This window comes from Nocardia sp. NPDC051832, assembly GCF_040681285.1.
Lineage (GTDB): Bacteria > Actinomycetota > Actinomycetes > Mycobacteriales > Mycobacteriaceae > Nocardia.
Genome location: NZ_JBFAYL010000005.1, coordinates 292,529 through 315,870, shown reverse-complemented (window position 1 = coordinate 315,870; position 23,342 = coordinate 292,529). Strand labels below are relative to the sequence as shown.

The window sequence follows — 23,342 nt, the reverse complement described above, 5'->3', positions numbered from 1 at the left end:
CGTCGGGATCAGGAAGGCCCGGGCGTGCCGACCGCGCCCCGATAGCGAACAACCTGGTCCCACAATGGCTTCGGCGGTGCGGCGACCTCGGCGAGGTCGGCATGCAGGTGGTCCAGGGACTCCGGGGACCGCTCGGCGACCTCGTGCATCGGGAAGATCAGCAGCTGTGCGAGCGCGGCCAGCCCGTAGGCGTCCACATAGCGCGGATCGGCCTGCGCACGCCCGGCGGCGGTGCGCAGCTCGGGCGGCGCGAAACCCGGCGTGGACAGCAGGCCGAGCGGATGATCCAGTCGCTGCACGGCTTCCACGTCGATCAGCCGCACCGTGTCGTCGTCGTCGATGAGCACGTTGCCGGGGCTGATGTCGACGAAGGCGTAGCCCAGCCGGTGCAAGGCGGCGATCTGCTCGGTGACCTGCTCGAGAATGCGGCGACAGCGCTGGTAGTAGCCGTCGAAGGTCGCCGCGTCCGCGCTCGCGTGGATCAGCGGCGTGCTGGCGACCATCCAGCTGGTCAGCGTCCGCCCGGGCACGAATTCGGTGACCAGATAGGTGTTTTCCCATTCGGTGAACAGCTCGACCGGGCGCGGGGCCAAGCCCGGCGCCGCCGCGTGCAAGGCGCGCAACGTCAGGTACTCCTGCTCCAGCCGCTGCCGCGCGTCCTGCACCCCGACATAACCGTTGTGGCCGCGGGCTTCCTTGACGAAGCGGGCGTTCCCCGCCAGATCGCGGGCCCGGTAGGCGCCGCCCGCGTTGCTGTGGCGCAGCACCGCCTCGAAGGTGTAGCCGTGGAAGCTGACCTCGGACTCGCCGACCGGCTCCGGGGGCGGCGCGAACGGGTCCACGACACCGGCGGGCAGGAAGAATTCGGGACGGCGTTCGTCGGGGATCTCGGTGCCGTCGACCCCGCGCATGGTGGGCAGCTTCGACCCGTCGGCCTGCAACCGATAGCTGGGCCGGAACGCGCCGAACCGATACGAAACACACTGCGACGCCCCGAATCGGCGGTCGGTGAGCACATAGGGGCCCGCGATGCCGGCGAGCGACCGCTCCAGCCGCACCAGCACCTCGTGTGCGGCCTGCGGCGTCGGCGGGTAGAGCGCGCAGAACTTCCCGCTCTGCACCCGGCTCCCGTGCTTGCTGTGCAACCAGCCGAAGAACGTCCGCCCCGCCAGATGCTTGAACGGCACCCCCAGCTCGCCGCACACTCCCGAAACGAGGTCGAGCACCAGCGCAGCGTTGTCCAGCGAACTCGAGACATGGACCTTCCAGCCCTGCTCGGGCAGCTCCACCCGCGGCGGCATCCAGTAGGTCCAGACACCGGATTCGCCTCGGGTCCAGCCGGCCGGCGGCGCGGCGGGGGCATACCGTCGCCCCGGATCGGTGCGCTCGACCGGCTGGAAGTAGTCGGGGTCGGCGAATAAGAACGCTGCGTCGTGAAGCATTGCGGTCCAACCCTTCTCGGGTCTCGAGTTCGTCCGTCGGTCGATCGAACGGATTCCAGAATGACCGCCGCGCGGCCCTCGCCGAATCGGTGCGTGGTACCGGATTCGCCCTACCGCACGGCGATTAGGGGGCTCATCGCGGCGCGGTAGGGCATTCGCTTCCGAACCTCGCAGCCGCGTGATCAACTGGAGCCGGGAACGAACGCCAGGGACTACACAGGAGGAGCGATCGTGACGACCACCATCCTCGGCGGCGGCATCGCCGGCACCGCGCTGGCCGGAGCACTGGCACGCACCGGCGACAAGGTCACAATGTACGAGCAGCGGCGCGCCGGTGGGCCCGGAGGCGCGTTCCTGTTCCTCGACGACCGCGGGCACACCGCGCTCACCGGGCTGGGCGTGGATCTGGCGGCGCTGCACGCGGCCTCGCACCCGATCCTCGGCCTGGACTACACCAACAATGTCGGGGTGCACTCCGCGCGGATGGATCGCGGACACCGATTCTGGTTGCGCGCCAACCTGATCGCGGTCCTGCGCGAATTTCTCGACAGTTCCGGCGCGGAGGCGCACTACGACACCGTGATCACCGGCATCGACGTCGACGCGGGCACACTACAGTGCGCGAACCAGCCCGCCATTCCCCTCGCCGACGGGCTGACCATCGCGGCCGACGGCATCGACTCCGTCGTGCGCGCGCACCTCGAACCCGCCCGCGTCCCCGCCTACGCCGGCGACGTCGTCCTCTACGGCATGAGCACCGCGCCACTGTCGTTGCCGACTCCCGCTGCGGTGCTGCACTTCTACGACGAGATCACCCCCCAGGGCAAGGGCGCCACCTTCGGGCACGTCTGGGACGCGGACACCCCGGCCCTGTGGTTCCTGCGGATCCCGCGCACCCCGCTGCCCGCCGACGACTTGGGATTCCGCCCGGTCGCCGAGTGGGCCGAGGAGATCTCGGCCGCCACGCCGTCCAACACCGGTCTCCTGGAAACCCTGCTCGCCCACACCGATTCGGTGCACGTCTCCAACGCCCGCAACGTGCCGCTGGACGACGCGGCGGCACCGCGGCATCCGGTGCTGCTGATCGGCGACGCCGACCACGCCATCACCCCGGCGGCCGGCGTGGGCGCCCGGGACGCCTTGGAGGACGCGCACGCTGTGTACCAGGCCGTCACCACCGGCGGCTCCCCCGCCGAAGCCATGGCGCGCCGCCGCGCGCAGATCCGGGCCGATCGCGAACGCGCACAACAACTCATCCGCCGGAGTACCGGCCGGGCCGCGTCGACCTGACCGGCCGACCATACCGGCAGGTCCGTACCGTCGGACCCATGCCAGTCACCGAAATCCTCGCCATCCTGGTCGCCGGCTTCGGCGCGGGGGCCGTCAACGCTGTCGTGGGAACCGGAACGCTCATCACCTTCCCCACGCTCATCGCGTTCGGCTATCCCCCGCAGATCGCGACGATGTCGAACGCGATCGGGCTGGTCGCCGGGAGCGTGTCGGGAACCTGGGGCTATCGGCGTGAACTGCGCGGGCAAGGGCGCATGCTGCGCCGGCTGCTCCCGGCCTCGTTGCTCGGCGCGTTGCTCGGCGCGTGGTTGCTCCTGCATTTGCCGCCGTCGGTCTTCGCGACAGTCGTTCCGGTGCTGATGATCACGGCGCTCGTACTGGTCGTCCTCCAGCCCCGCATCCAGGCCTGGGCGAGACGGCGCTCCGAGGCGGCGGGCGTCGCGGCCGATCACCTGAGCCGGACGAAACTGACGCTGTTGACCATCGGCACCTTCGCCGTGGGCGTGTACGGCGGCTACTTCACCGCGGCACAGGGAATTCTGCTGATCGGCGTGATGGGCGTGCTCGTCTCCGAACCGATCCAGCGCATGAACGCGGCCAAGAACCTGCTGACGCTGATCGTCAATGTCGTTGCGGCCCTGAGCTATACGATCGTCGCCTTCGACCGGATCAGCTGGAGCGCGGCGGGTTTGATCGCGATCGGTTCCCTGGTCGGCGGAGCCGTCGGCGCCCGCTACGGGCGCCGGCTCTCGCCACCGGCGCTACGCGCCGCGATCGTGGTGCTCGGCGTGATCGGATTGTGGCGCTTGCTGGACTGAGCCCGGATGCCCGCGCCGGACCGCGCCAGCAGGAGGGCGGGCACCGCGGCGAGGACGAAGAGCACTCCGGCCATCGTGACGTAGAGGTACACGCCGGTCGCCGTGCTCACCGGAGCGCCGTCGGCGGTGATCCCGGGAATCCGGGTCGCTTTGAGCACCTCGCCCCCGGCGAAGTTGACGACCACCGAGCCCAGGGCGAGGACGACCGACACCACACCGGCGATCGTGCCCTGCCGATCGGGCGCTTCGAGACTGGCCGCCAAGTTGTAGCCGGAGGCGCCGATCGCCCCGGCAGCCATGCCGACCATCGCACCGCAGGCGATCGCGACCGGCAGCGCCGAGACGCCCGCGAACATCGCGAAAGTCGCCACGGCCCCGACGGCGATGCCGCCGACCAGCGGCAGCGCGGGACCGAATCGTCCGGCGACCCAGCCGGCGCACACACCGCCGAGCACGATGCCGAGATTGGGCGCGGCGAGCAACACCGCGATGGTCTCGCCCGCGCCCAGCCCGTAGCCGAGGCCCAGGTCCGGGGGCACCTGGGCGATGATGCCCGTCAGTTGCAGCATGCTCCGGAAGGAGCCCGCGGCCAGGACCAGAGCCAGCAGCGTCAGCAGGATCGGGCGGCTGAGGGCCCGGAGATCGATGATCGGCTCCTCGACCCGCAGTGCCAGGAATGCCCACGCCGCCAACGCGGCGGCGCCGGCCGCCAGCAGCGCGAGCAGTCCTCCGGAGCACCAGCCGAGGTGCGTACCGAGGCTGACATAGGCGAGCACCGCGCCGAGACCGCCGCCCAGCAGGAGCGCGCCGCCCACGTCGATCCGGCCGCTACCGCGGATCGGCGACTCCGGGATGAAGACCCGCACGCAGAGCGCGGCCACCCCGGCCAGCAGCGCCGCCGCGAGGAACACGGCGCGGTAGCCGAACAGCTCGATGATCGGCTGCATCAGGAATGGTTCGATGATTCCGACAACCGACGAGCCGGACGTCACGAGCCCGACCACGGCCATCGCCACCCGCGGCGTGCAGATCTGCCGGGCGAGGGCCACCGTGAGGAAGACGGCCGCGAACGCGGCGCCTTGGAAGAAGCGTCCTAGCAAGAAGATCCAGAGGGTGGGGGCGACCAGGCAGATCACCGCGCCCGCACCCGCGAGGAGCAGCGTCGTGAGCAGGATCCGGCGCTTGCCGAAGAGGTCGGAGCTCTTCGCGAGCAGCGGCGACCAGATAGCCCCGGCGAGCATCGCGCTCGCGTTCAGCCACGCGGCCTGGTCGGTGTCGAAATGGTCCAGCAATTGCGGCAGGACCATCATGGGCGAGCCGATGACCACGTCGGCCAGGACGTTGGCAAGGATGAGAACGGCCGTCCAGAGGGCGAGCCGCTTGCTCCAGCGCTGCTCCCTAGTGTCGGCGGCAGGAATTTCCAGCGTGTCGTTCACGACGAATCCTCTTCAGCGCTGCGCGGTTTCAGCGGCGGCCGATGCCGTGGATGCTCGCAGCGCCGCGTTGCGGGCGGCGATCGCGGCCCAGGTGGCCGGCACGATGCGGTCGCGACCGCTCCCGACACGCTCCTGCGCGAAGGTGACATAGGGGCGCTGCCGGGCCTCGTACCGCGCGAAGGCGGCGGTGTGATCCGCTCCGGCCAGTTCGAGTTCTTCGGCGAGAATGTGCGCGCCGGTGAGTGCGAGCGAGGTGCCCCGGCCGGAGAGGTAGGCCGGGCAGTATCCGGCGTCCCCGACCAGTGCGACGCGACCGCAGTGCCAGGCGGGCATGCGGATCTGACTCGCGGAGGTGAAGTAGAAGCCAGGATCGGCGCGGGCGGCGTCGAGCAGCTCCGGGATCCGCCAAGATCGGTGCTCCGCGAAGGCTTCGACCAGGATCTGCTTCTGGGCTTCCCGGTCCGCGTGGTCGTAATCGAGTACGTCCGAACGGAATTGGAAGTTCGCGACGGCTTTGCCCTGGTACCGGAAGATGCCCACCATCCGGCCGGGGACGTTGTAGATCGAGTTCGCGTCCCCGACTCGCGCCGCGGCGGGAAGTTCGGCGAGGGCGAAATAGACCCCGAGGTGCCGGGCATAGTCGTGCTCAGGACCGAATACCAGCCCGCGGACGGCGGAGTGCTGGCCGTCGGCGCCGAGCACCAAGTCGTACCGCTCGGTGCGACCCGAGGCGAAACGCACCTCGACGCTGTCATCGTCGGAGAGTTGCTCGATCGAGTCGCCGAACCGGATCGCCGCCGCGTCCGGAAGGGCCGCGGCGAGGACGCGCACGAGATCCGCGCGCAGGAGTTCGATGTCGTCCGCGGAGTCGCTGATCTCCGCCATCGGAATCCGGGCCACCGGCTCGCCCGCGCTGTCGACGAAGTGCGTGTCCTCGGACATCCGGACCCGGTGCCGCTGGAGCTGCGCGAGCAGCCCCATCCGGTCCACGGCCTCGATCGCGGGACCGCGGATGTCGATGGGTGTGCCCGTGCGCCGGAGCTGCCGGGCGGCCTCCACAACGGTGACGTCGTGGCCGCGGCGGCCGAGTTCGAGTGCGCTGGCGAGTCCGGCGATACCGGCGCCGGAGACAAGGATTTTCACGTGCGCTCCAAGATGGCGAGACTAAAAGCCACAAATTGTGGCTTTTGCCGAGCATACTGAGGTCTGGTTTGCACCGCAACGCCGAACCTGGCGACAATCGGCACCCGAGCAGAGAACAGAGGTGAGCGCGGCAATGACGGACAGCACCGCTGAGCAGCAACCCGCGCGCCGCCCCGGCGGCCGCAACGCGCGCGTGCGCTCCCAAATCCTCACCGCGACCGCCGAACTCGTGGCGCGCGACGGGATCGCGGGCTTCCGCTACGAGGAGGTCGCCGAGCGCGCCGGCGTGAACAAGACCAGCGTCTACCGCAACTGGCCCGACCGCGAGGAGCTGGTGGTCCAAGCCCTGCTGCGCTACGCCGAGGATCTCGCCACGGTCGCCGACACCGGCGACATCCACCGTGACCTGGTGGACTATCTGCTGGCCCTGGCAGGGGGTCTGGAAACACCGTTCGGCCGGACTCTCGAACAGGCCATCCAGCCCGCGCACCAGAGCCCCGCCCTCCGCCAGGCGCTCACCAGAATCCTCGACCAGCGCCAACTCGCCCTGCAACAGCGGGTGGACGCGGCTGTCGACCGCGGCGAGCTGCCCGCGGTCGACAGCGCCTTTCTCGGCGAGATGATCTCCGGCCCGGTGCGCCTGGTCGTCAACCGCGGCCTGCGGCCGTTCACGCACCGGGACGCCGAGCGCATCGTCGAGGTCGTGCTCGCCGGTATCCGCGCCACGGCACAGCCGTCCTGACCGATCCCCTGCTGTGAGCGGATCCGCCCACGGCAGCGGGGCGCGATTTTCCGGGTAGTGCTGGGGCACGGTGGATGCATGGCACAAGACGACAAGACGCCAACCTTCAACTGGCGCACCCGAGAACAGCTTTTCGGCCGCCGGATTCTGGTGCTGGACGGGCCACTCGACGACGACAACGGCGCCCTGCTGATGACGCAACTGCTGACCCTCGCCGCCGAGGATCCGGAGGCCGGGATCTCGCTGTGGATCCATTCGCCGGGCGGGTCGGTTCCGGCCATGCTCGCCATCCGCGACGTCATGCGGCTGGTGCCCTGCGAGGTGTCCACCCTGGCGCTCGGATTGGCTTGCAGCGCTGGGCAATTCCTGCTGTCGGCCGGGACCCCGGGGCGGCGGTTCGCGCTGCCGCACGCCCGGATCCTGATGCATCAGGGGTCGGCCGGCATCGGCGGCAGCGCGGTCGAGGTCGAGGTGCAGGCCGACGACCTGCGCTACACCGTGCAGACCGTGCTCGGCCTGATCTCCGCGGACACCGGGCAGCCCTACGAGCAGATCTTCGACGACTCGCTGCACGACCGCTGGTTCACCGCGGCCCAGGCTCGAGAGTACGGCTTCATCGACGGCATCGTCGACTCGTTCTGGCAGGTCGTTCCGCAGCGACAGAAAGTGGGAATCGCATGAGCAGCTACACAATTCCGAACGTCATCGCCCAGCATCCGCGCGGTGAGCGCATCATGGATGTGTATTCGCATCTGCTCACCGAGCGCATCGTCTACCTCGGCACTCCCATCGACGCGGGCGTCGCCAACGCCCTCATCGCCCAGTTGCTGCACCTCGACGCGGAGAGTCCCGGCCAGGACATCAATCTCTACATCAATTGCGAGGGCGGCGATTTGACGGCCATGCTCGCGCTCTACGACACCATGCAGCACATCCATTCCCCCGTGGTCACCACCTGTGTGGGCCAGGCCATCGCGGTCGGCGCGGTCCTGCTGACCGGCGGCGTGGCGGGCCGGCGCGCGCTGCTGCCGCACGCCCGGGTCGTCTTGCACCAACCCGCGGCCCGCGGCCAGGGCACCATCCCCGACCTCATCCTGCAAGCCGACGAACTGGTCCGGACGCGCGCACAAGTCGAAGCCATCCTGTCCAAGCACACCGGCCAATCGGTGGAAACCCTCCGGCACGACACCGACCGCGACCGGGTCTTCACCGCCCAGGCGGCCATCGATTACGGGATCGTGGACCTCGTCCTGGATCCGCAGGACTGAGCCGTCGCCCCGGATCCCGCCACGTTCGTGTCGTGGCGGGATCGGGGAGCACAGGTCTCAGGCCGCGAGCAGCAGCCCGTTCAAGGCCCCGTTCGCGCGCGGCCCGGCCGAGCGCGTGAACTCGGGCTGCCGGAGCCGGACCAAATCATCGGCGATCTGATGGACAAGCCCACCCAGCGAGGTGCCGAGCGCCCCCGCCATAGCCGCCACCATCTCACTGGAAGGTTCCTTCAAACCCCGCTCGACCTCGGACAGGTACTGCGGCGAAACCCCCGCCCGCCCAGCCGTTTCCGCTAGCGTCTCGCGCTGCTCCTGCCGCAACGCCCGCAGCCGCTGCCCCAGCGCCTCCCGCCACAGCGGCTCGCGAACCGGCTGAGCTGCCCGCGGCGCCGACCGCCGATCGACCGGAGTCAACGACCGGCCATCGACCGGAGCCGACGAACGCCGATCAGCTGGAGCCAGCACCGGCCGCCGGTCCAGCGGAGCCGCCTGGTCGAGACCGCCGGGAATCGCGTGCAACCGCGGCCTCTCGCCCTGCGGCCGCTCAACGCTCGAATGCTCGCTCATAGGTGGAGCGTACGACCGGAACCGACCGCCGTGCCCACCTCTCCGCTCTGGGCGAACACGGCCGCCTGGGCTACACACCAGCTGGTCGCGGGCGCCGCGGCGAGGAGCGTTCCGGAGGGCAGGGCGCGTTCGGGGCTGAGTCGCCTTCCCTGCCACGAGTATTCGGCGGCTCGGGCCCGACTGACCCGACCGTGCCGGGTGGGCCCGCAAGCATTCGCTGAGCGGGCCCACCCGTGACCGGTCAGGCGTTGATCACTTGGCGCTGCTCGGAACGGCTGATCTCGATCTTGCGCGGCTTGGCCTTCTCCGCCACCGGAATCACCAGTCGCAGCACGCCGTCGCGATAGTCGGCCCGGATGGCTTCGGTGTCGAGATTCTCACCCAGGAACAACTGTCGACTGAAAACTCCACGGGTCCGTTCCGCGGCGAGCATCGACCGCTGGGAATCCAGTTGCGGCCGCTGTGCCCGCACAGTCACCACATTGCGTTCGATATCGAGGTCCAGTGACTCCGGGTCGATACCGGGCAGGTCCAGTTCGACGAAGAACTCCTCACCTTCCCGCCACGCATCCATCGGCATCACCGCCGGCCGCGCCGGCGTGCCGAATACCTGCTGTGTCAATCGATCCAGATCCCGGAACGGATCGGTGCGCATCAGCATGGTCGCCACCTCCACTCACTCCATTTCTCTCTCGGTTGATCAGATAACCTCTGTCATCTGACTTAGGTTTGTTTTAGCACTCAGCCTAGGAGAGTGCAAGTGCGACGCTGAAGTAATCTGGATGACAAGAGAGAGGAGCTCGATGCCACCGAACCGACCCGATCCGCATCGCCCCGGCCCCGCCCACGCGGTGTACGGCATCTCCGTCGCCGCCGAGCTGTCCGGGATGGGCGCACACTCACTGCGCCTCTACGAACAGCACGGCCTCCTCACCCCCGCCCGTAGCGCCGGCGGCACCCGCCGCTACAGCGACGATGACCTCACCCGGCTACTCCGCATCGCCGACCTGGCCGGCCAAGGCGTCAACCTCGCCGCGATCGCTCAGATCTTGGCGCTCGAAGACGCCAATACCGAACTGCGCCGAGCCAATGCGGCACTGACCGCCGAGCGCGACCAGCTGCGGGGAAATCAGAACCCCGCCTAGACCTGCTACCGGAGCGCGACGTTCTGGTCGGCTATGACCTGCACGATGTGCTCGACCTCCGGGTCGCCCAGCGCACGCCAATCCAGTTTGATCAGGACGTTCCACGAATGTTCGAGTCCATCCGCCGGAATCACATAATGGCCGGTGCAGGTGGCCGTCCCGGATCCGCTGCCCGGCAGCTGGATCTGCTGGTGGCATACACCTGCGGAGATGCCGTCGACATCGAAAGTGAAGTCGACGGTGACCTGAACGGATTCGATGTGAATCGCGGGATCGGTCGGCGTGCTGGACAGTTTCGTGGTGACGACGCACGAGTACTGCCCGCACGGGTCCATCTCTGTTTCACCGCTCCACTCGACCCGCACCTCGCCGCTGCGGGCGGAGACCAGTTCCGACCGCCCGACTCCCGTCATGCGGTCGAACATCGCCCGCACGTGGTCGGTGGTCAGCGCGGAAATATCCAACGTCAGGGTCTTCAGTCTCTGGTTCATCGAATGCTGTTGTGCTACCACGATTCTCGTGATGACAGGCAGATCCGATCGCGGGGATAGGTAGACGGTGTACGCACCGCTCTTGATCGGCACCGAGCCGCGACCGTCGATCTCGACCGTGGCTCCGACCAGGACGAGTCCGCCGTCGTAGAGCCCTGCGGCGAATCGCTCCGGTGCCAGTTCACTGGTGAAGTCGACCCCGAAGTGATCCGGAGGCACTTTCGACCACTGCTCGGCCAGCCGCTCGGCATGGATGTCGACCCAGCCCTTCGCAACCCAATAGCTCTTCGGCGCACGGATGAACACCATTCCCCGCACGCCGTAGTACGGGATCGAAAGCTCGCCCGCGGTGATCGTGCCGGTCGCGACACCGGCGCGCGACAAATCCAGATCGACCTCGAAAACGGACCCGTCGACGGTCTCGACGCGACCGGAATAGTGCTGGCCAGGTGCCTGTGCCAGCCCCCGCTGAGCTCGCTCCAATTGTTCTCCAGCGAGCGCGCTCGCCACGGGCACAGGCCCGACACCAACGGTGCGTGGAGACGAGATCAGCAGGGCGGCAACGCAAGCGGCGACCGCCAGGACAATGACTGCCAGGACCGCTGAACGCTGGCCGGCCCGCTTGGGAAATGGCATTGCTCTTCACGCTCTTTCAGCGTGTCGTCTCGAATGTGATGCCAATCCAGAATCAGGTAGTCAGCGGCAGCGACCGGACAATCTGGACAACTTTGGACAGAGTTGGCCGCGCGCGCCGAGGTCAGGCTCCAGCCGGGAGTTCGGCGTGGAGATGCCGTTGCAACACCAAGCCGACGACCGTCATCGCCAAGGCGGCGATCAGCAACCCCGCCAGCGTCCAAGCCAGCGCGGTGAAGCCGTGCGGCGCGGCGGCCGCGGCGACCAGCGGCCCCGCGGTCGCGCCGACGTAGAAGCTGAACATCGCCACCGACATTGCGGCAGCGCGGGATTCGCCGCCCAGCTCGCCCGCGCTTTGCAGGACCGCAGGCGCGATGACGCCGAGGCCGCCGACCATCACGGCGAGCAGCACCGTCAGCACCACCAAGTGACTACCCTCGAACGTCGCGGCCACCACCGCACTGGCGGCGACCAGCACGCCGAGCACGATCTGCCCATGCTTCGACAGCCGCGCGAGCGGCACCGCCAGCAGCGGCAGCATCAGCATGACCGGCAGCGCACCAGCGCGCAGGGTGAGCAGTTCGCCCGAGCTGTGCACGACGCCGGTGAGTTCGAGGCCGGTGTAGATGCCGACCATCACCGCCATGCTCATCGCACCGGCGATCAGCATCGGCACCAGCGACACCACTCGGAACACCGCGGGGATCGCGGCATAGCTGTGCCGCAGCGGCAGTTCCCGGCCGGCCGGCGCGTCGTCGACCATCACCCGGCGCAGCGCGACCGCGAGGACCGCGAAAACCAGGGCGGAGGCGAGGAACATGGTGCGCCACGGGAACGCGGCGACCACCGCCTGCGAGACGATCTGCGCGATCACGGTCGCGGCCAGGAAGGACGTCGCGATCGACATGGTCACCACCGCGCGGTGCGCGGGCGCGATGCGGGTGGCGACATAGGCCATGATCGCGGGCGGAATCGATCCGACGACGAGCCCTTGGACCAGGCGCAGCCCGACGGCCCCCGGCGCACTGAACGCCAAACCGGTCAACAGTGTGACCACCGCCGCCGCGAGCATGCCGGTCATCAGCACCTTGCGGTGCCCGTAACGGTCCGAGAGCGGCCCGAAGAGCACGAACCCGCCCGCATACCCGAACGCGAACGCGCTGATGATCCAGGTCATCACGACCGAGCCCGCGTTCCAGTCCGCTTTCATGGCCGTGAACAGCGGAATCGGCACATACATCTGTCCGGTGGCGAGCAGCGCGGACAGCACGAACACGGGCAGCGTGCGCGCCGTGTGGGCACGGGGCGAAACACTGCGGGCGGGCGCGGTGACCGGGGTTCCCGCCGCGGAAAGGGTCGGCGTTGTCATGGAGGCGACGGTATGCCCAGCCGGATCCCGTTGTCAACCAAATAGTTGGTTTAAAGAACTGGTAAACTCGCCGCCATGACGGCAGCGATCAAGCGCGGCGACGCCACCAAACAGGCGCTGTTGCGCGCCGCCCGGGACGAATTCGCCCAGTACGGCCTGGCGGGCGCACGGGTGGACCGCATCGCCGAGGCGGCGGGTGTGAACAAGGAACGCATCTACGGCCTGTTCGGCAGCAAGGACAAGCTCTTCGACGTCATCCTGATCGACACCATGCGCGAATTCCTGGACGTGGTGCAGCCACTAGCCGAGACCGATCCGGGCAACTATGTCGCGAAGCTGTTCGACTTTCACGGAAAGAACCCCCAGCTGCTGCGCCTGCTGCTCTGGGAAGGCCTGCACCGCGGCGTCGACGCGCACGACATCGACGGCTGGCGCGCCCAGCACTACGAACGCAAATTCGACAGGGCCATCGAACAATTCGGCGTCGATGCACAACACGCCGGACGTCTCCTGCTCGCCCTGTGCGGCCTCGCCAACTGGAGTCTCGCGGTCCCGCAGACTACCCGGCTGCTCCTCGGCGCCGCGGCCGAAGACACCGACGCCACCCGCGCGTTCATGCAAGATTTCGCCAGGGCGGCGATGCGGAACTTCCCGCCCGCGACGGCACCGGAATCCGAAGCGGTCAACCCATTGACCACTGGGCCCGCGTCGGCGGACACCGCCGTAGACCGCGCAGCCCAGCGCTTACGCGACGCCCAAGCCGCGGCGGACGCCGCCCGCGACGACCTCGCCGCGGCCCTGCGCGACGCCCGCGCCCAGGGCACGAGCGCGAACCAGCTGGCGCGTCAGGTGGCAGGCACGCTGTCGCGACCAGTGGTGCTCAAGCTCCTGGCCGACTGACCGAAATGCCGCGCACCACTTACTGATCCGCACCTCACGGTCCTGCTCGGCGCCGGCCACCTCGGCCAGGCCTACGACCTCACCGGCCCCGAGACACTCACCAGGGCAACGCGGGTCCGGCAGCTGGCACAGGCGGTCGGCCGCGAGCTGTCCTTCGTGACAGTGTCACCCGAGGAGTGCATCGCGCTCCTCGAACCCACGAAGGGCGATTCGCGCGCTGGTACCACCTTCGCGTCTTGGGCCGCCGCCAACGCCCGACTGTTCCGCATTTGTGACGGACGCTAAGGTCTTTGTGCTTGGCGACATCGTTCTAACTTGGGATCTGATGAATGGTTGAGGTAGTAACAGCGCGGCCGCAAGCTTCTGACGGGCCGCGGGAACGCGTACGACAACGACGCGGCCGGCCGCGGTGGGCGCCGCCGGCGGCGGCGGTCGCGGGCGGAGTGCTGTTACTGGCTTGGCAGGGTTCGCGATACGGCAACTGGCTCGTCGACGATGCCGGAATCACCTTCGCGTACGCCCGCAGTGTCGCCGACGGCGCGGGGCCGGTGTTGCAGCCCGGCGCGGACGCCGTGGAGGGATTCTCCAATCCCACTTGGCTTTTGGTGCTGGTGCTGGGCAAGTGGTTCGGTCTGTTCGATCGCGGCACGCTCTTCGGCGTCCCGGACTTCGTCCTGTACCCGAAGGCGATCGCGCTGCTCTGCTGCGCCGGAATCCTCGTCGCCTGCTATCTCGCCGCGCGCCGGGTGTCGCGCTGGCCCGCGCTGGTCACCTTCGCGACCGGTGTTGTGCTGGCCGCGATTCCGTCGTTCGTGATCTGGTGCTTCTCCGGCCTGGAGAACTCCCTGTTCGCGCTGGCCGTCTGCGCGCTGGCCGTCCATCTGTTCCTGGCGGTGCTGGACCAGCGACTATGGACGCCGGCTGTCGCGGTGACAGCCGGCGCTCTCGCGGCCTTCGCGGCGCTGACCCGCCCCGACGGCCTGATCTATTTGGCCGCGTATCCCCTGGTTTCGCTGATTCTGATCCCGCGTGCGCTGTGGCGCACCGGACTTCGGCACGCGCTGTATTCCGGCCTCGCGTTCGCGATTCCGTTCGGGGCCTATCTGCTGTGGCGGTACCTCGAGTTCGGCAGGCTGGTCGCGAACACGGCGGTAGCCAAGCATCAGGCGATGCCGACCCCGCACGACCTGACCAGGGCCGGCGAGCTGGTGCAGTACGCCGGAGCGCCCGCGGTGATCGTGGCCGTCGGACTGGTCGGGCTGGCACTGGCCACCCCGAGCAAGTGGCGTGACGGCGTTGTCGCACTGCTGGTTCCGCTCGCGCTGGCGATGGTCGCCTACTGCGTACTCCAGCCGGACTGGATGGCGCAGTTCCGGTTCGCCACTCCGGTGTGGGCGCTGGCCGCGTTCGTCGTCGTGATCTCCGCGGCGGAATTGCTGTCTCGGCTGCGGACCCGAGGCCGGGTGCTCGTCGCGTTGACCCTGGTCGGCGCGCTCATTCCCTCCGGAGTCGCCCTGGCCGACGCGGCGAAGTCCTATCGCGCCGACTCGGATGTGCCGCTGTGCTGGATCGCCCTCCGCTTCGGCGGCTTCGTCAACGGCTACGCCGACATCATCGGCCTCCAGCAAGGCAGCCTGCTGGCCCCCGACATGGGCGGCAGCTCGCTGACCTCCCGGCTGCGCCTGATCGATATGGCCGGGCTCACCGAAGCGCGGATCGCCGACATCTACGCGGGCAAGGACACCGTCAGCCTCGAGGACTACGTCTTCGAAGACCGCAAACCCACCTTCGTGCACACCCACGGGGCCTGGCTCGCCAACGGCCTCACCCTGGACCCCCGAATGACCCGCGACTATTACCAAATCCAAGGATTCCGCGACGCTTCCGGCGCGGACGAGGACTGGGTCCGCAAAGAGGTCGTGCGCGACGAGCAGCAGCTCCAGCAACTACGCCAGTACTCCAGCGATGTCCTTTCCCACCTACTACCCGACTATCAGCAGACCGGCGAATGCGGCGGGGTCCTGCGACCCGGCAAAACCGTCCCGCGCTAGGCAGGCATGGCAGAGGATCTGACCGTAACTCGGACGCTGGTGATACCGCCAAGGAACGGCGCATCGCCGCGAAGAAGCGGCGCGGCGTCACCAAACGCAACCGCCGCGCCGCCCCCGACGACTAGCCGCTGATCCGCACCGGGAGTTCCCGGTGACCGTTGGAGATGAAACCGATCACCGGCGCCACCGCCGCCGGATCGACGGCGAAGCGGAGATCCGGGAACCGTTCGAACAGCGCCGGGAGTGCGATCGCGGCTTCGAGCCGGGCCAGCGGAGCGCCGATGCAATGGTGCGCGCCGTGACCGAAAGCCACGTGGTCCTTCTTGATTCGCGTGATGTCGAAGGCGGCCGCGGTGGCGCCGTGCACTTCCGGGTCGCGGCCGGCGGCGGCGTAGGAGGCGAGGATGGCCTCCCCCTTTGCGATGTGGATGCCGTCGATATCGATGTCGTCGACGGCGTACCGCAGCGGCAGGTGCGCGACCGGCGATTCGTAGCGCAGGGTTTCCTCGATGACATCGTCCCAGGTGGCGCGGCCTTCGCGGACCGCGGCGAGCTGCTCGGGGTGGGTGAGCAGGTTGAAAATGGCCTGGTCGAGCAGGTTGACGGTGGTTTCGTGGCCCGCGTTGATGACCAGCATCAGGGTGTCGACCAGCTCCTTCTCGGTGAGCCGGGCCCCGTCCTCGTCGCGGGTGGAGATCAGCACGCTGGTCATGTCGTCACCGGGATGGTCGCGGCGCAGGGCGACGAGTTCGCCCACCAGACCGAACATCTCGACGTAGTTGGCCTGCGCGGCCTCCGGGGTGATCTCGGTGTCGAAGAAGCGGGCGACGCAGGTGCGCAGCGCGGGCTCCAGCTCCTCCGGCACGCCCATCAGTTCGCAGATCACCTGGATCGGCACCGGGTAGGCGAAAGTCTCACGCAGATCCACGCTTTCGCCTTCCGGCGTCTTCGCGATGTCGTCGAGCAGGCTGGTCACCAGCTCCTCGATGCGCGGGCGCAGCGCAGCGGTCCGGCGGTGCGTGAAAGCGGGCGAGACCAGCTTGCGGAGCCTGCGGTGGTCGGCCCCGTAGGCGGTGAACATGTTGTCCACCGCCACCCAGGCGAAAAGCGGCCAGTCCGCGGTGATTTCGCCGTTGAGGAAGGAACTCCAGTGCTGGGCGGCGTCTTTCGAGACCCGCGGATCGGCGAGCAGCCGCTTGAGCAGCTCGGCATCGGTCACCGACCACGCGGGCACGCCCATCAGTTCGACCCTTGTCACCGGCCCGCGCGCGCGAATGCGCTCGTTCTCGCCCTGAATGTCGATGCCGGTCAGATCCAGCGCAAGAGGTTGAAGGCTCACAGAGTTCTCCTACATCACATTCAATGGCGGGCTCGCCGGGAAGACCACCGGCAGCGACGCCAACGCCCGATGGAAAGGCCCAGGGCGCCAAGACAGTTCATCTGCTGGCACGGCCAAACGCAACTCGGGCAGGGCGTCGAGCAACTGATCGACGGCCTCCTGCGCCACCAGCGAGGCGACCGGTTTGGCGGGGCAGGAGTGCGGTCCGATGCTCCAGGCCAGATGCGACCGGTTGCCCGTGCGCTCACCGCCGCTGATCGCGGGGTCGTTGTTGCACCCGGCGAAGCTGATCATGACCGGCTGGTTCGCGGGCAGCCACACCTCGCCGACGGCGATCGGCTGGCGCGGATAGGAGATGGCGAAGTTCGCCATCGGCGGATCGTTGAACAGCACTTCGTCCAAAGCGTCTCGGGTGGACAGACTTCCACCGAGCACGTCGCCCGCGAACCGCTCGTCGGTGAGGATCAAACGGAGCGTGTTGATGATGAGGTTCTGCTGCGGTTCGATGCCCGCGCCGTAGATGCTGATGATGTTGTAGAGCATCTCGGTGTCGTCGAGTCCGGCGTCGTGCTGCAACAGCCGGGTCACCATATCGTCGCCGGGGTCGCGCCGCTTCAGCGCGATCAGGTCCATCAGGGCCGCACTGAGCATGGTCATGCCGTGCACGGCGTTGTCGTCGACCGAATCGAACAGCATGGCCATACCCGTGGCGACCCGCTGCCCGATATCGGCTGGGCAGCCCAGCATTTGGTTCAGTCCGGCGAAGACCAGCGGGAAGGCGTACTGCGTGACCAGGTCCGCCTGGCCGCCCTCACAAAAGGTGTTGATCAGCGGGATGGCATCGCGTTCGACGATGGCGTGCAGACTGTGCAGATCGACGCCGTCGATGGCGCTGACATTGGCCTGCCGATAGCGCAGGTGCTCGACACCGCTGTTGCGCAACACATTCGGATACCACATCATCATCGGCTTCACCGGGCAGTCATCGGGAACCGTGTCCTGCCAGGCCCGGGGATCAGCCGGGAAATGCTCCGGATCGTTCAGGATCCGCACCGCCTCGTGGTATCCGATCACGAGCGTCGCCGGCACCCCGGGCGCCAGCTCCACCGGCGCCAAAGAGCCATAGGTGCGCCGCAATTCGCGGTAGCAACCGTGCGGATCGGCGGCGAACTCCTCGGAATACATCGGGAACCGAGGTCCGGGCCCGGCGGTGGACGGACCGACCGCCCACGGGACGACAGCCGGCGGGCTGGGCAGGCTCGAGCTGGTCAACGGCGACTCCTGACGCGAACGAAACACGAACTGCACGAGGGTAATCAGTGAAACAGTCGTATCGCGTCGTCGGGTCGACCGGTACCGGTCAGCGGGCGGTCTGCGCGGTCGTCGCGCCGACCGAGTCGCCGAGCCGGCCCAGCCAGAATTCGATTGTCGCCGTCAGGATCTCGCTGGAGCGGTCGTCCCCGCGGTTCACTCCGGACACATTGCCCACGGCGAGCCCGGTGGCGGTGCCGAGCACCCCGTAGACCGCGTCGTCGAGCAACGACGCGTTCGCCTCGGCCCCCTCGGGCAGGTGATCCAGCAGCAGCACCCGGGCGGATTCGATGAAGCGCTCGCAGGCTTCGACCGTGCGGGCCTGCTGTGCGGTGTCGCGCAGCACGCTGATGCCGTACTCCGCGGCCAGGATCAGCGGCGCGTTGTCGGCCATGAGTTGTTTGTCCCACCAGTTCGCGATGGCGTCCAGGCGCTGCTCGAGGGTGCCGTCGGTGGCGGCGATCGCGTTGACCAGGCGGGACATCCGCGCGGTAGCCCAGCTGCGCAGCACCTCCAGGCACAGCGCCTCTTTGCTCTCGAAATTGCTGTAGACCGCGCCGATGGTGCGGCCGGCCTCGGCCGCGATCGCGGCCAGCGAAGTGGCGTGGTATCCGTTCGCGTAGAACAGGCGTTCCGCGGCCTCGATCAGTTCTTCCCGCGTCAGTGCCTGGCTTTCGGCTCGAGACAGCACCTTGCGAGCGGCCACTTTTCCTCCGTTGTCGAGCGTCGGCGGGTGTCAGGTGGAATTGTCATACATTCCAGGTACCGAGATTATCTGGATTTGTGCAAATGGCCAACGCGGCGGCCCGCTAGGCCAGCATTCGCCCGATCTCGGTCACCGGCTCGTCGCCGTAGATCCATTCGCGGGCGATGCGGTGCCAGTTCGCGGTCGCCACCAGTTGCCCGAGCACGCCGAAGGTCAGGAAGTCGGCGCGGCGCGAGAAGACGTGCTCAGGCGGCAGCATCTGATGCCGCATGGCGCTGTGCTGAGCCATGCGCGGGTCGATCGCGGCGATCAAAGCGCCGGACGCGAGCTCGGGCGTGATGGTGAGTTCTTCGTCGCTCAGGTTCCATTCCGAGGCCGCCCAGACATATTCGAGGCACTGCTCGGGGGTGACGTCGGCCTCCGGGTTCAGGATGCCGCGCAGCAGAAACAGCGCGTAGAGATCTTCGGCGCGGCGCTCGACCGCCGCGCGCGCCAGCTGCCGTTCGAATTCGAGGTCGCCGGCGCTCATCCGGTTGTAGAGGCCGAAGTCGATGAAGCCGACTCGGCCGTCGGCGGCGAGCAGAATATTGCCGGGGTGCGGATCGCCGCAGAATTCGCCCCGCTCGAACAGCGATCCGATATAGAAGCGGTAGATCAGTTCGCCGATCCGGTCGCGCTCGGCGTCGGGCAGGGTCTGGATGTGCGCGAACGGTTTCGAGGGTACGTATTCGGTGACCAGGATATGGTCCGAGCAGTGCTCGGGCACGCTGTCGGGCACGACGATGAATGGGTGCCCGCGATAGTGCGAGGCGACCAGGCGCTGGGTGCGCGCCTCGCGGGCGTAGTCCAGTTCCGATTCCAGATTCCGGGTGACCTCGTCGATCAACGCCCCGCTGCCCAGCGCGGGCCACATCGACTTCCACAGTTTGACGAACAACGCCAGATTGCGCAGATCGGACCGGACGGCCTTCTCGACGCCCGGGTACTGCACCTTGACCGCGACCTCACGACCGTCCCGCAGCACCGCGCGATAGACCTGCCCGATCGACGCCGCCGCGATCGGCTCCTCGTCGAAATCCCGGAAAACCCTTGTCAGCGCACCGTATTCGTCCTCGAGCACGGCGCGCATGCTCGCGAACGGCACCACCTGGGCCTGATCGCACAGCACCGCCAGCTTGGACCGGAACCGCTCCCGATGCGATTCGGGCACCAGATCCAGATCCAGCACCGAGAACATCTGGCCCAGCTTCATCGCCGCGCCCTTCATATTGCCGAGCACGTCGACCACTTGCTCGGCCGCGTCCAGCGTGGACCGCTGCGACAGCACCTCGCGGGCATGCTCGGAGCGGCCGATCATGGACAGCTTGGCGGACGCGCCGCGCGCGGCCTGCCCGGCCGCGAGCATCCCGAGTTTGCGCCCGCGCGCGACGCGTCCTTGCGGAACCCGCTTGGCCATGGACAGCTCCTTCGTCTTTCCGCGCCAGCCTAGTGTGGTGACAACCAGTCGGCGGTCGCTCGAGCCGGGGCCTTCGCACCCAGCAGCCGGCCGACTGCGGATTCGCGGCGGCCGGTCCCCGCCGCCCGCCGCAGCGCCGCGGGGTCGGACAATTCCGCGACCGCCGTCAGCCCTCGCACCGTGTCCGCCGCGAGGTACTCGACGACGTCGAGCAGTTCCGCCACCGCGCCCGCCGCGACTATCCGTGCCCCGAGCACCGAAACACCCTCCGCGCCTTGCGATTCGAAGAAGTGGTTGCTCATCGGACGCGCGAACTCCGCGTCGATCCGCCCCAGCAGCGACAAGGTCGCCGCCAGCAGCTCGTCATCGCCCGCCGCACCCGCCGCGACCAGCCGTTCGCGCCGCTCGGCGGACACCGTGCGCAAGATCGTGTTCAGCACCTCCGTGCGCGACACCATGGCTCCGGTCCGCACGATCGCCGCGTCGTCGCGCACGTGCCGCTCGAACTCCCGGATCAGCTCGTCGGTGCCGTGCTCCACGAATCGCGCGGCCGTGACGTAGTCGCGGCGGCGCAGCAGTTCGTCGGCGGCCGGAACCAGCAGCGCGAACGGCAGTTTGGGCGCGAAGAACGGAATCACCCGCGGGTCGACGTAGGGCGCCGCATCGGCCAGATAGGCCGGCGACATCCGGCTGATCAAGCTCGCCGCCCGATGCTGGTGATCCATGCCGATCGCCCCGCCGCCGCGCCCGGCCACCTCGGGCGGCACCGCTTTGACCGCCACGGTCGCGGCGAGCGCGTCCGGGATCAGCGGAGCCAGCTTGCTGACCCGGCGGAAAACCGTTGCCAGCGCATCGAACAGGGCATCGGACATGGCCCGCCGCAGCGCTTCGACCGGCGCCGCTCCCAGGCGTTCCAGGCCGCTCAGCTCGGCGGGTTCGACGTCCAGCAGTTGCGCCAGCATGATGATCTGCGCGCGGGTGACCAAATCGGTCATGGTCGCCTCACTTTCCGAAAAGTATCGAACGCGCGGAGATTCGCAGAAATCGCGGCAGCACCGCCAGCGCGTCGTCGATCGCCCGATCGAGACTGTCTCGCTGCGCACCCCGAGCGCGGCGCAGCAACGTCAGCAAGTGCTCGGCCTCCGCGTCGGTGAGCGCCTCCAGCACCTGGCCGGGACAACCCAGCGCCGCTAGCAATGCAGTCCGGTGCTCGTTCACCTGGAACCTTTCTCTCGGTAGTGCCCTGTCACGCCGGCGTCTTCTCGGTCCACGCCGTGGATTCGGCGGCGGCTGCCCGCGCGAGCTCACCTCGGGCGAACACACCGATTTCGGCGATGGCATCGCGGGCATCCGGCAGCACGTCCGCGGCGACCTGGAAGACGTGCACCGCCTTCTCCCAGATCTGCACGCGCAGCGGTATTCCCGCTTCGGCGTACCGCGCGGCCAGCTGCTCGGTGTCGGCGAGCAGCACCTCCTCGGAACCCACCTGGATCAATGCCGGTGGCAGCCCGGCGAAATGGTGGTTGACCGGAGACCACCGCGCGGCCGGTCCCTCGGCGGTTTCGATACCCCAGCGCGCCGGCATGGCGAAGACCTCGCCGCGCAGAATCGCCTCCGTCCGATCGTTGGGGTGCTGCCGCTTGCGGGTGGAGTCATAGTCCGCCCACGGTGCGATCGCGACGATCGCGCACGGCATCGGCAAGCCGCGATCCCGGGCTGCCAGGGCCAGCGAGAAAGCGAGACCAGCGCCCGCGGAATCCCCCGCGAAAACAATCCGCTGCGGTGCGACGCCCTGCTCGAGCAGGTACCGGTAGGCCGTCAGGCAATCCTCGACGGAATCACGCACATGCGCTTTCGGAATCTGCCGGTAGTCGACATTGAGCAGCGGTGTCCCGGCGGCGGACGCGATCCGGGCGACCATGCGGCGATGGGTGTTGAGCCCGCACGAGACCAGACCGCCGCCGTGCAGATACAGCATTGCGGCGTCCTCCCCCACGCCTCGCGGCCGCACCCACTCTGCGCGGAAATTCTCGAAACGTACTTGCGCCAAGCGCGTTCCGCGCGCCGGCCGCAGCGGCGCCAGGATCGGATCGACGTTGTTGCACACCAGCAGCATCTGGCCGGGCGTGAGCCAGCCCCGCCGCTCGACTCGAACAGCGAGTTCGAAGAACCGCCGCAGGGTGGCGAAAGCCAGGGCGTGCACGGCGCGCTGGCGGCGGCTCGCGCGCCGCGGTAGTTCGGCCAGGACTGTCCGGCCGGGTACGGCGACCGCCTCGATGCTGGTCATCCGAAACTCCTCATACCTGTCCGTGAAAGCTGATCCGCGACAGGCGATCCGTCGCCACTCGCGCGGTGGTCTCCGCCAATTCCATGGTGGGGATGGCACATATCCACCGCATCAAGCCGGGCGACACCCGATGCAGCACCCAGGCCAGGGTGGCGTCGAAATTCACCGGCACGATCGCCAGGTCGAACCGGATGGCGCGCTGCACCGCCCGCGCCACCAGGTCCGGTGTCGCGAAGCTGTACCGCGACTGCACGGCGGCGAAATTCGACCGCACCTCCTCGGTCGACGCCGCGCCGACCAAGGTGGCGTTCGCGGCCAGTTGGGTCCGCGTGACACCCGGGCAGACGGCACTGACCCCGATGTTCTTCGGCGCCAACTCAGTTCGCAGAGATTCGGCGACCATCAGCGCGGCGGCCTTCGAGACCGCATAGGACGGCGCCACCCGGTTCGGCGTCCACGCCGCCCCGGAGGCGATCACGACGATATGCCCGGGCTGACCGCGCTGCACCATCTTCGATCCGATGATCGTGCAGCCGTGCACCACGCCGTGCACGTTGATCGCCATGATCTTTTCCCAGTCCTGCGGGCTCTGCTCGAGAAACGCGCCGCCGAGCGCGATCCCGGCGTTGTTGACCAGAATGTCCGGCACGCCGAACCCCGCGATCACGGTGTCCGCGAGCGCATTCCACTGCTCAGGATCGCGGACGTCCAATGCGTAGGCATGGCATGCGCCGTCCGCCAGTTTCGCCGTCTGCTCGGCCGCCGCGAGGTCGATATCGGTCGCGAGGACGATGTCGCCCGCCGCGGCTTGCCGCAGCGCGATCGCCCGGCCGATGCCGCTGCCGGCTCCGGTCACCAGCACCACCCGGCCCCGCTTGTGCGCCACCGGCCCGGTGTAAGGGAGTCTCACCATGTTTGTTCCAATTCCGTTGACTGTCTGCTGCTCTC

At 68.3% G+C, this 23,342-nt stretch carries 23 protein-coding genes; 8 read left to right on the top strand and 15 right to left on the bottom strand.

The features are described from left to right. Positions 1-8: 8 nt before the first annotated feature. Positions 9-1,442, bottom strand: a complete 1,434-nt coding sequence (locus tag AB0M14_RS31075) for a hypothetical protein (RefSeq protein ID WP_365001291.1) — start codon at positions 1,440-1,442, stop codon at positions 9-11. Between the two features lie 231 nt (positions 1,443-1,673). Between AB0M14_RS31075 and AB0M14_RS31070 the strand changes: the two genes are divergently transcribed. Then, positions 1,674-2,732 (top strand): FAD-dependent monooxygenase, encoded by a 1,059-nt coding sequence (locus tag AB0M14_RS31070; protein WP_365001288.1) that lies wholly within the window; start codon positions 1,674-1,676, stop codon positions 2,730-2,732. Between the two features lie 38 nt (positions 2,733-2,770). Then, positions 2,771-3,550, top strand: a complete 780-nt coding sequence (locus AB0M14_RS31065) for a sulfite exporter TauE/SafE family protein (protein ID WP_365001285.1) — start codon at positions 2,771-2,773, stop codon at positions 3,548-3,550. Here the strand turns inward: AB0M14_RS31065 and AB0M14_RS31060 are convergent. Together AB0M14_RS31060 and AB0M14_RS31055 are read right to left on the bottom strand one after the other, a co-directional pair. Further along, positions 3,466-4,986: an MFS transporter gene (locus AB0M14_RS31060; protein WP_365001282.1), complete on the bottom strand. Its 1,521-nt coding sequence runs from the start codon at positions 4,984-4,986 to the stop codon at positions 3,466-3,468. The two genes, AB0M14_RS31065 and AB0M14_RS31060, sit on opposite strands and share 85 nt — an antisense overlap. Positions 4,987-4,998: 12 nt before the next feature. Further along, complete coding sequence (locus AB0M14_RS31055) at positions 4,999-6,129, bottom strand: FAD-dependent oxidoreductase (protein ID WP_365001279.1); 1,131 nt, start codon at positions 6,127-6,129, stop codon at positions 4,999-5,001. 133 nt (positions 6,130-6,262) lie between these two features. On the opposite strand from AB0M14_RS31055, the gene AB0M14_RS31050 reads away from it, so the two are divergent. From AB0M14_RS31050 to AB0M14_RS31040, 3 genes are all read left to right on the top strand, one after another. Beyond that, the gene (locus AB0M14_RS31050) at positions 6,263-6,871 is read left to right on the top strand and encodes a TetR/AcrR family transcriptional regulator C-terminal ligand-binding domain-containing protein (RefSeq protein WP_365001276.1); all 609 of its coding nucleotides are present in this window, start codon (positions 6,263-6,265) and stop codon (positions 6,869-6,871) included. 78 nt (positions 6,872-6,949) lie between these two features. Further along, entirely contained in the window at positions 6,950-7,552 is a 603-nt protein-coding gene (locus AB0M14_RS31045) for an ATP-dependent Clp protease proteolytic subunit (protein ID WP_365001273.1), read from the top strand. Then, positions 7,549-8,139 carry an ATP-dependent Clp protease proteolytic subunit gene (locus tag AB0M14_RS31040; RefSeq protein ID WP_365001270.1) on the top strand — a complete coding sequence of 197 codons (591 nt, stop codon included), beginning with the start codon at positions 7,549-7,551 and terminating at the stop codon, positions 8,137-8,139. Before AB0M14_RS31045 ends, AB0M14_RS31040 begins: the two co-directional genes overlap by 4 nt. A 57-nt stretch (positions 8,140-8,196) precedes the next feature. On the opposite strand, the gene AB0M14_RS31035 is transcribed toward AB0M14_RS31040, so the two are convergent. After that, positions 8,197-8,553 carry a helix-turn-helix domain-containing protein gene (locus AB0M14_RS31035; protein WP_365002026.1) on the bottom strand — a complete coding sequence of 119 codons (357 nt, stop codon included), beginning with the start codon at positions 8,551-8,553 and terminating at the stop codon, positions 8,197-8,199. Positions 8,554-8,947: 394 nt separating this feature from the next. After that, entirely contained in the window at positions 8,948-9,382 is a 435-nt protein-coding gene (locus AB0M14_RS31030; RefSeq protein ID WP_365001267.1) for an HSP20 family small heat-shock protein, read from the bottom strand. A gap of 127 nt (positions 9,383-9,509) precedes the next feature. Between AB0M14_RS31030 and AB0M14_RS31025 the strand changes: the two genes are divergently transcribed. Beyond that, complete coding sequence (locus tag AB0M14_RS31025; protein ID WP_365001264.1) at positions 9,510-9,851, top strand: MerR family transcriptional regulator; 342 nt, start codon at positions 9,510-9,512, stop codon at positions 9,849-9,851. 5 nt (positions 9,852-9,856) lie between these two features. On the opposite strand, the gene AB0M14_RS31020 is transcribed toward AB0M14_RS31025, so the two are convergent. After that, the gene (locus AB0M14_RS31020; protein ID WP_365001261.1) at positions 9,857-10,825 is read right to left on the bottom strand and encodes a hypothetical protein; all 969 of its coding nucleotides are present in this window, start codon (positions 10,823-10,825) and stop codon (positions 9,857-9,859) included. Between the two features lie 274 nt (positions 10,826-11,099). Next, the gene (locus AB0M14_RS31015; protein WP_365001258.1) at positions 11,100-12,344 is read right to left on the bottom strand and encodes an MFS transporter; all 1,245 of its coding nucleotides are present in this window, start codon (positions 12,342-12,344) and stop codon (positions 11,100-11,102) included. Positions 12,345-12,419: 75 nt separating this feature from the next. Between AB0M14_RS31015 and AB0M14_RS31010 the strand changes: the two genes are divergently transcribed. Continuing rightward, positions 12,420-13,244, top strand: a complete 825-nt coding sequence (locus tag AB0M14_RS31010) for a TetR/AcrR family transcriptional regulator (protein ID WP_365001255.1) — start codon at positions 12,420-12,422, stop codon at positions 13,242-13,244. A gap of 329 nt (positions 13,245-13,573) precedes the next feature. Beyond that, positions 13,574-15,295, top strand: coding sequence for a hypothetical protein (locus tag AB0M14_RS31005; protein WP_365001253.1), 1,722 nt, complete (start codon positions 13,574-13,576; stop codon positions 15,293-15,295). 121 nt (positions 15,296-15,416) lie between these two features. On the opposite strand, the gene AB0M14_RS31000 is transcribed toward AB0M14_RS31005, so the two are convergent. The 8 genes from AB0M14_RS31000 to AB0M14_RS30965 form a co-directional block, all read right to left on the bottom strand. Continuing rightward, positions 15,417-16,634, bottom strand: a complete 1,218-nt coding sequence (locus AB0M14_RS31000; protein WP_365001250.1) for a cytochrome P450 — start codon at positions 16,632-16,634, stop codon at positions 15,417-15,419. 9 nt (positions 16,635-16,643) lie between these two features. Continuing rightward, on the bottom strand, positions 16,644-17,906 hold the full coding sequence (locus tag AB0M14_RS30995; RefSeq protein ID WP_365001247.1) for a cytochrome P450: 1,263 nt from the start codon (positions 17,904-17,906) through the stop codon (positions 16,644-16,646). An 88-nt stretch (positions 17,907-17,994) separates the two neighbouring features. Beyond that, positions 17,995-18,651 (bottom strand): TetR/AcrR family transcriptional regulator, encoded by a 657-nt coding sequence (locus tag AB0M14_RS30990; RefSeq protein WP_365001245.1) that lies wholly within the window; start codon positions 18,649-18,651, stop codon positions 17,995-17,997. A gap of 103 nt (positions 18,652-18,754) precedes the next feature. After that, positions 18,755-20,107, bottom strand: a complete 1,353-nt coding sequence (locus AB0M14_RS30985; protein ID WP_365001243.1) for an AarF/ABC1/UbiB kinase family protein — start codon at positions 20,105-20,107, stop codon at positions 18,755-18,757. Between the two features lie 29 nt (positions 20,108-20,136). After that, entirely contained in the window at positions 20,137-21,102 is a 966-nt protein-coding gene (locus AB0M14_RS30980) for a hypothetical protein (RefSeq protein WP_365001241.1), read from the bottom strand. 7 nt (positions 21,103-21,109) lie between these two features. Next, positions 21,110-21,325, bottom strand: a complete 216-nt coding sequence (locus AB0M14_RS30975; protein ID WP_365001239.1) for a hypothetical protein — start codon at positions 21,323-21,325, stop codon at positions 21,110-21,112. A 28-nt stretch (positions 21,326-21,353) separates the two neighbouring features. Next, a complete protein-coding gene (locus AB0M14_RS30970) occupies positions 21,354-22,394 on the bottom strand; it encodes an alpha/beta hydrolase (RefSeq protein WP_365001237.1) in 1,041 nt (346 codons plus the stop codon). A 10-nt stretch (positions 22,395-22,404) separates the two neighbouring features. After that, the gene (locus tag AB0M14_RS30965) at positions 22,405-23,307 is read right to left on the bottom strand and encodes an SDR family NAD(P)-dependent oxidoreductase (RefSeq protein WP_365001235.1); all 903 of its coding nucleotides are present in this window, start codon (positions 23,305-23,307) and stop codon (positions 22,405-22,407) included. Between the last annotated feature and the right edge of the window lie 35 nt (positions 23,308-23,342).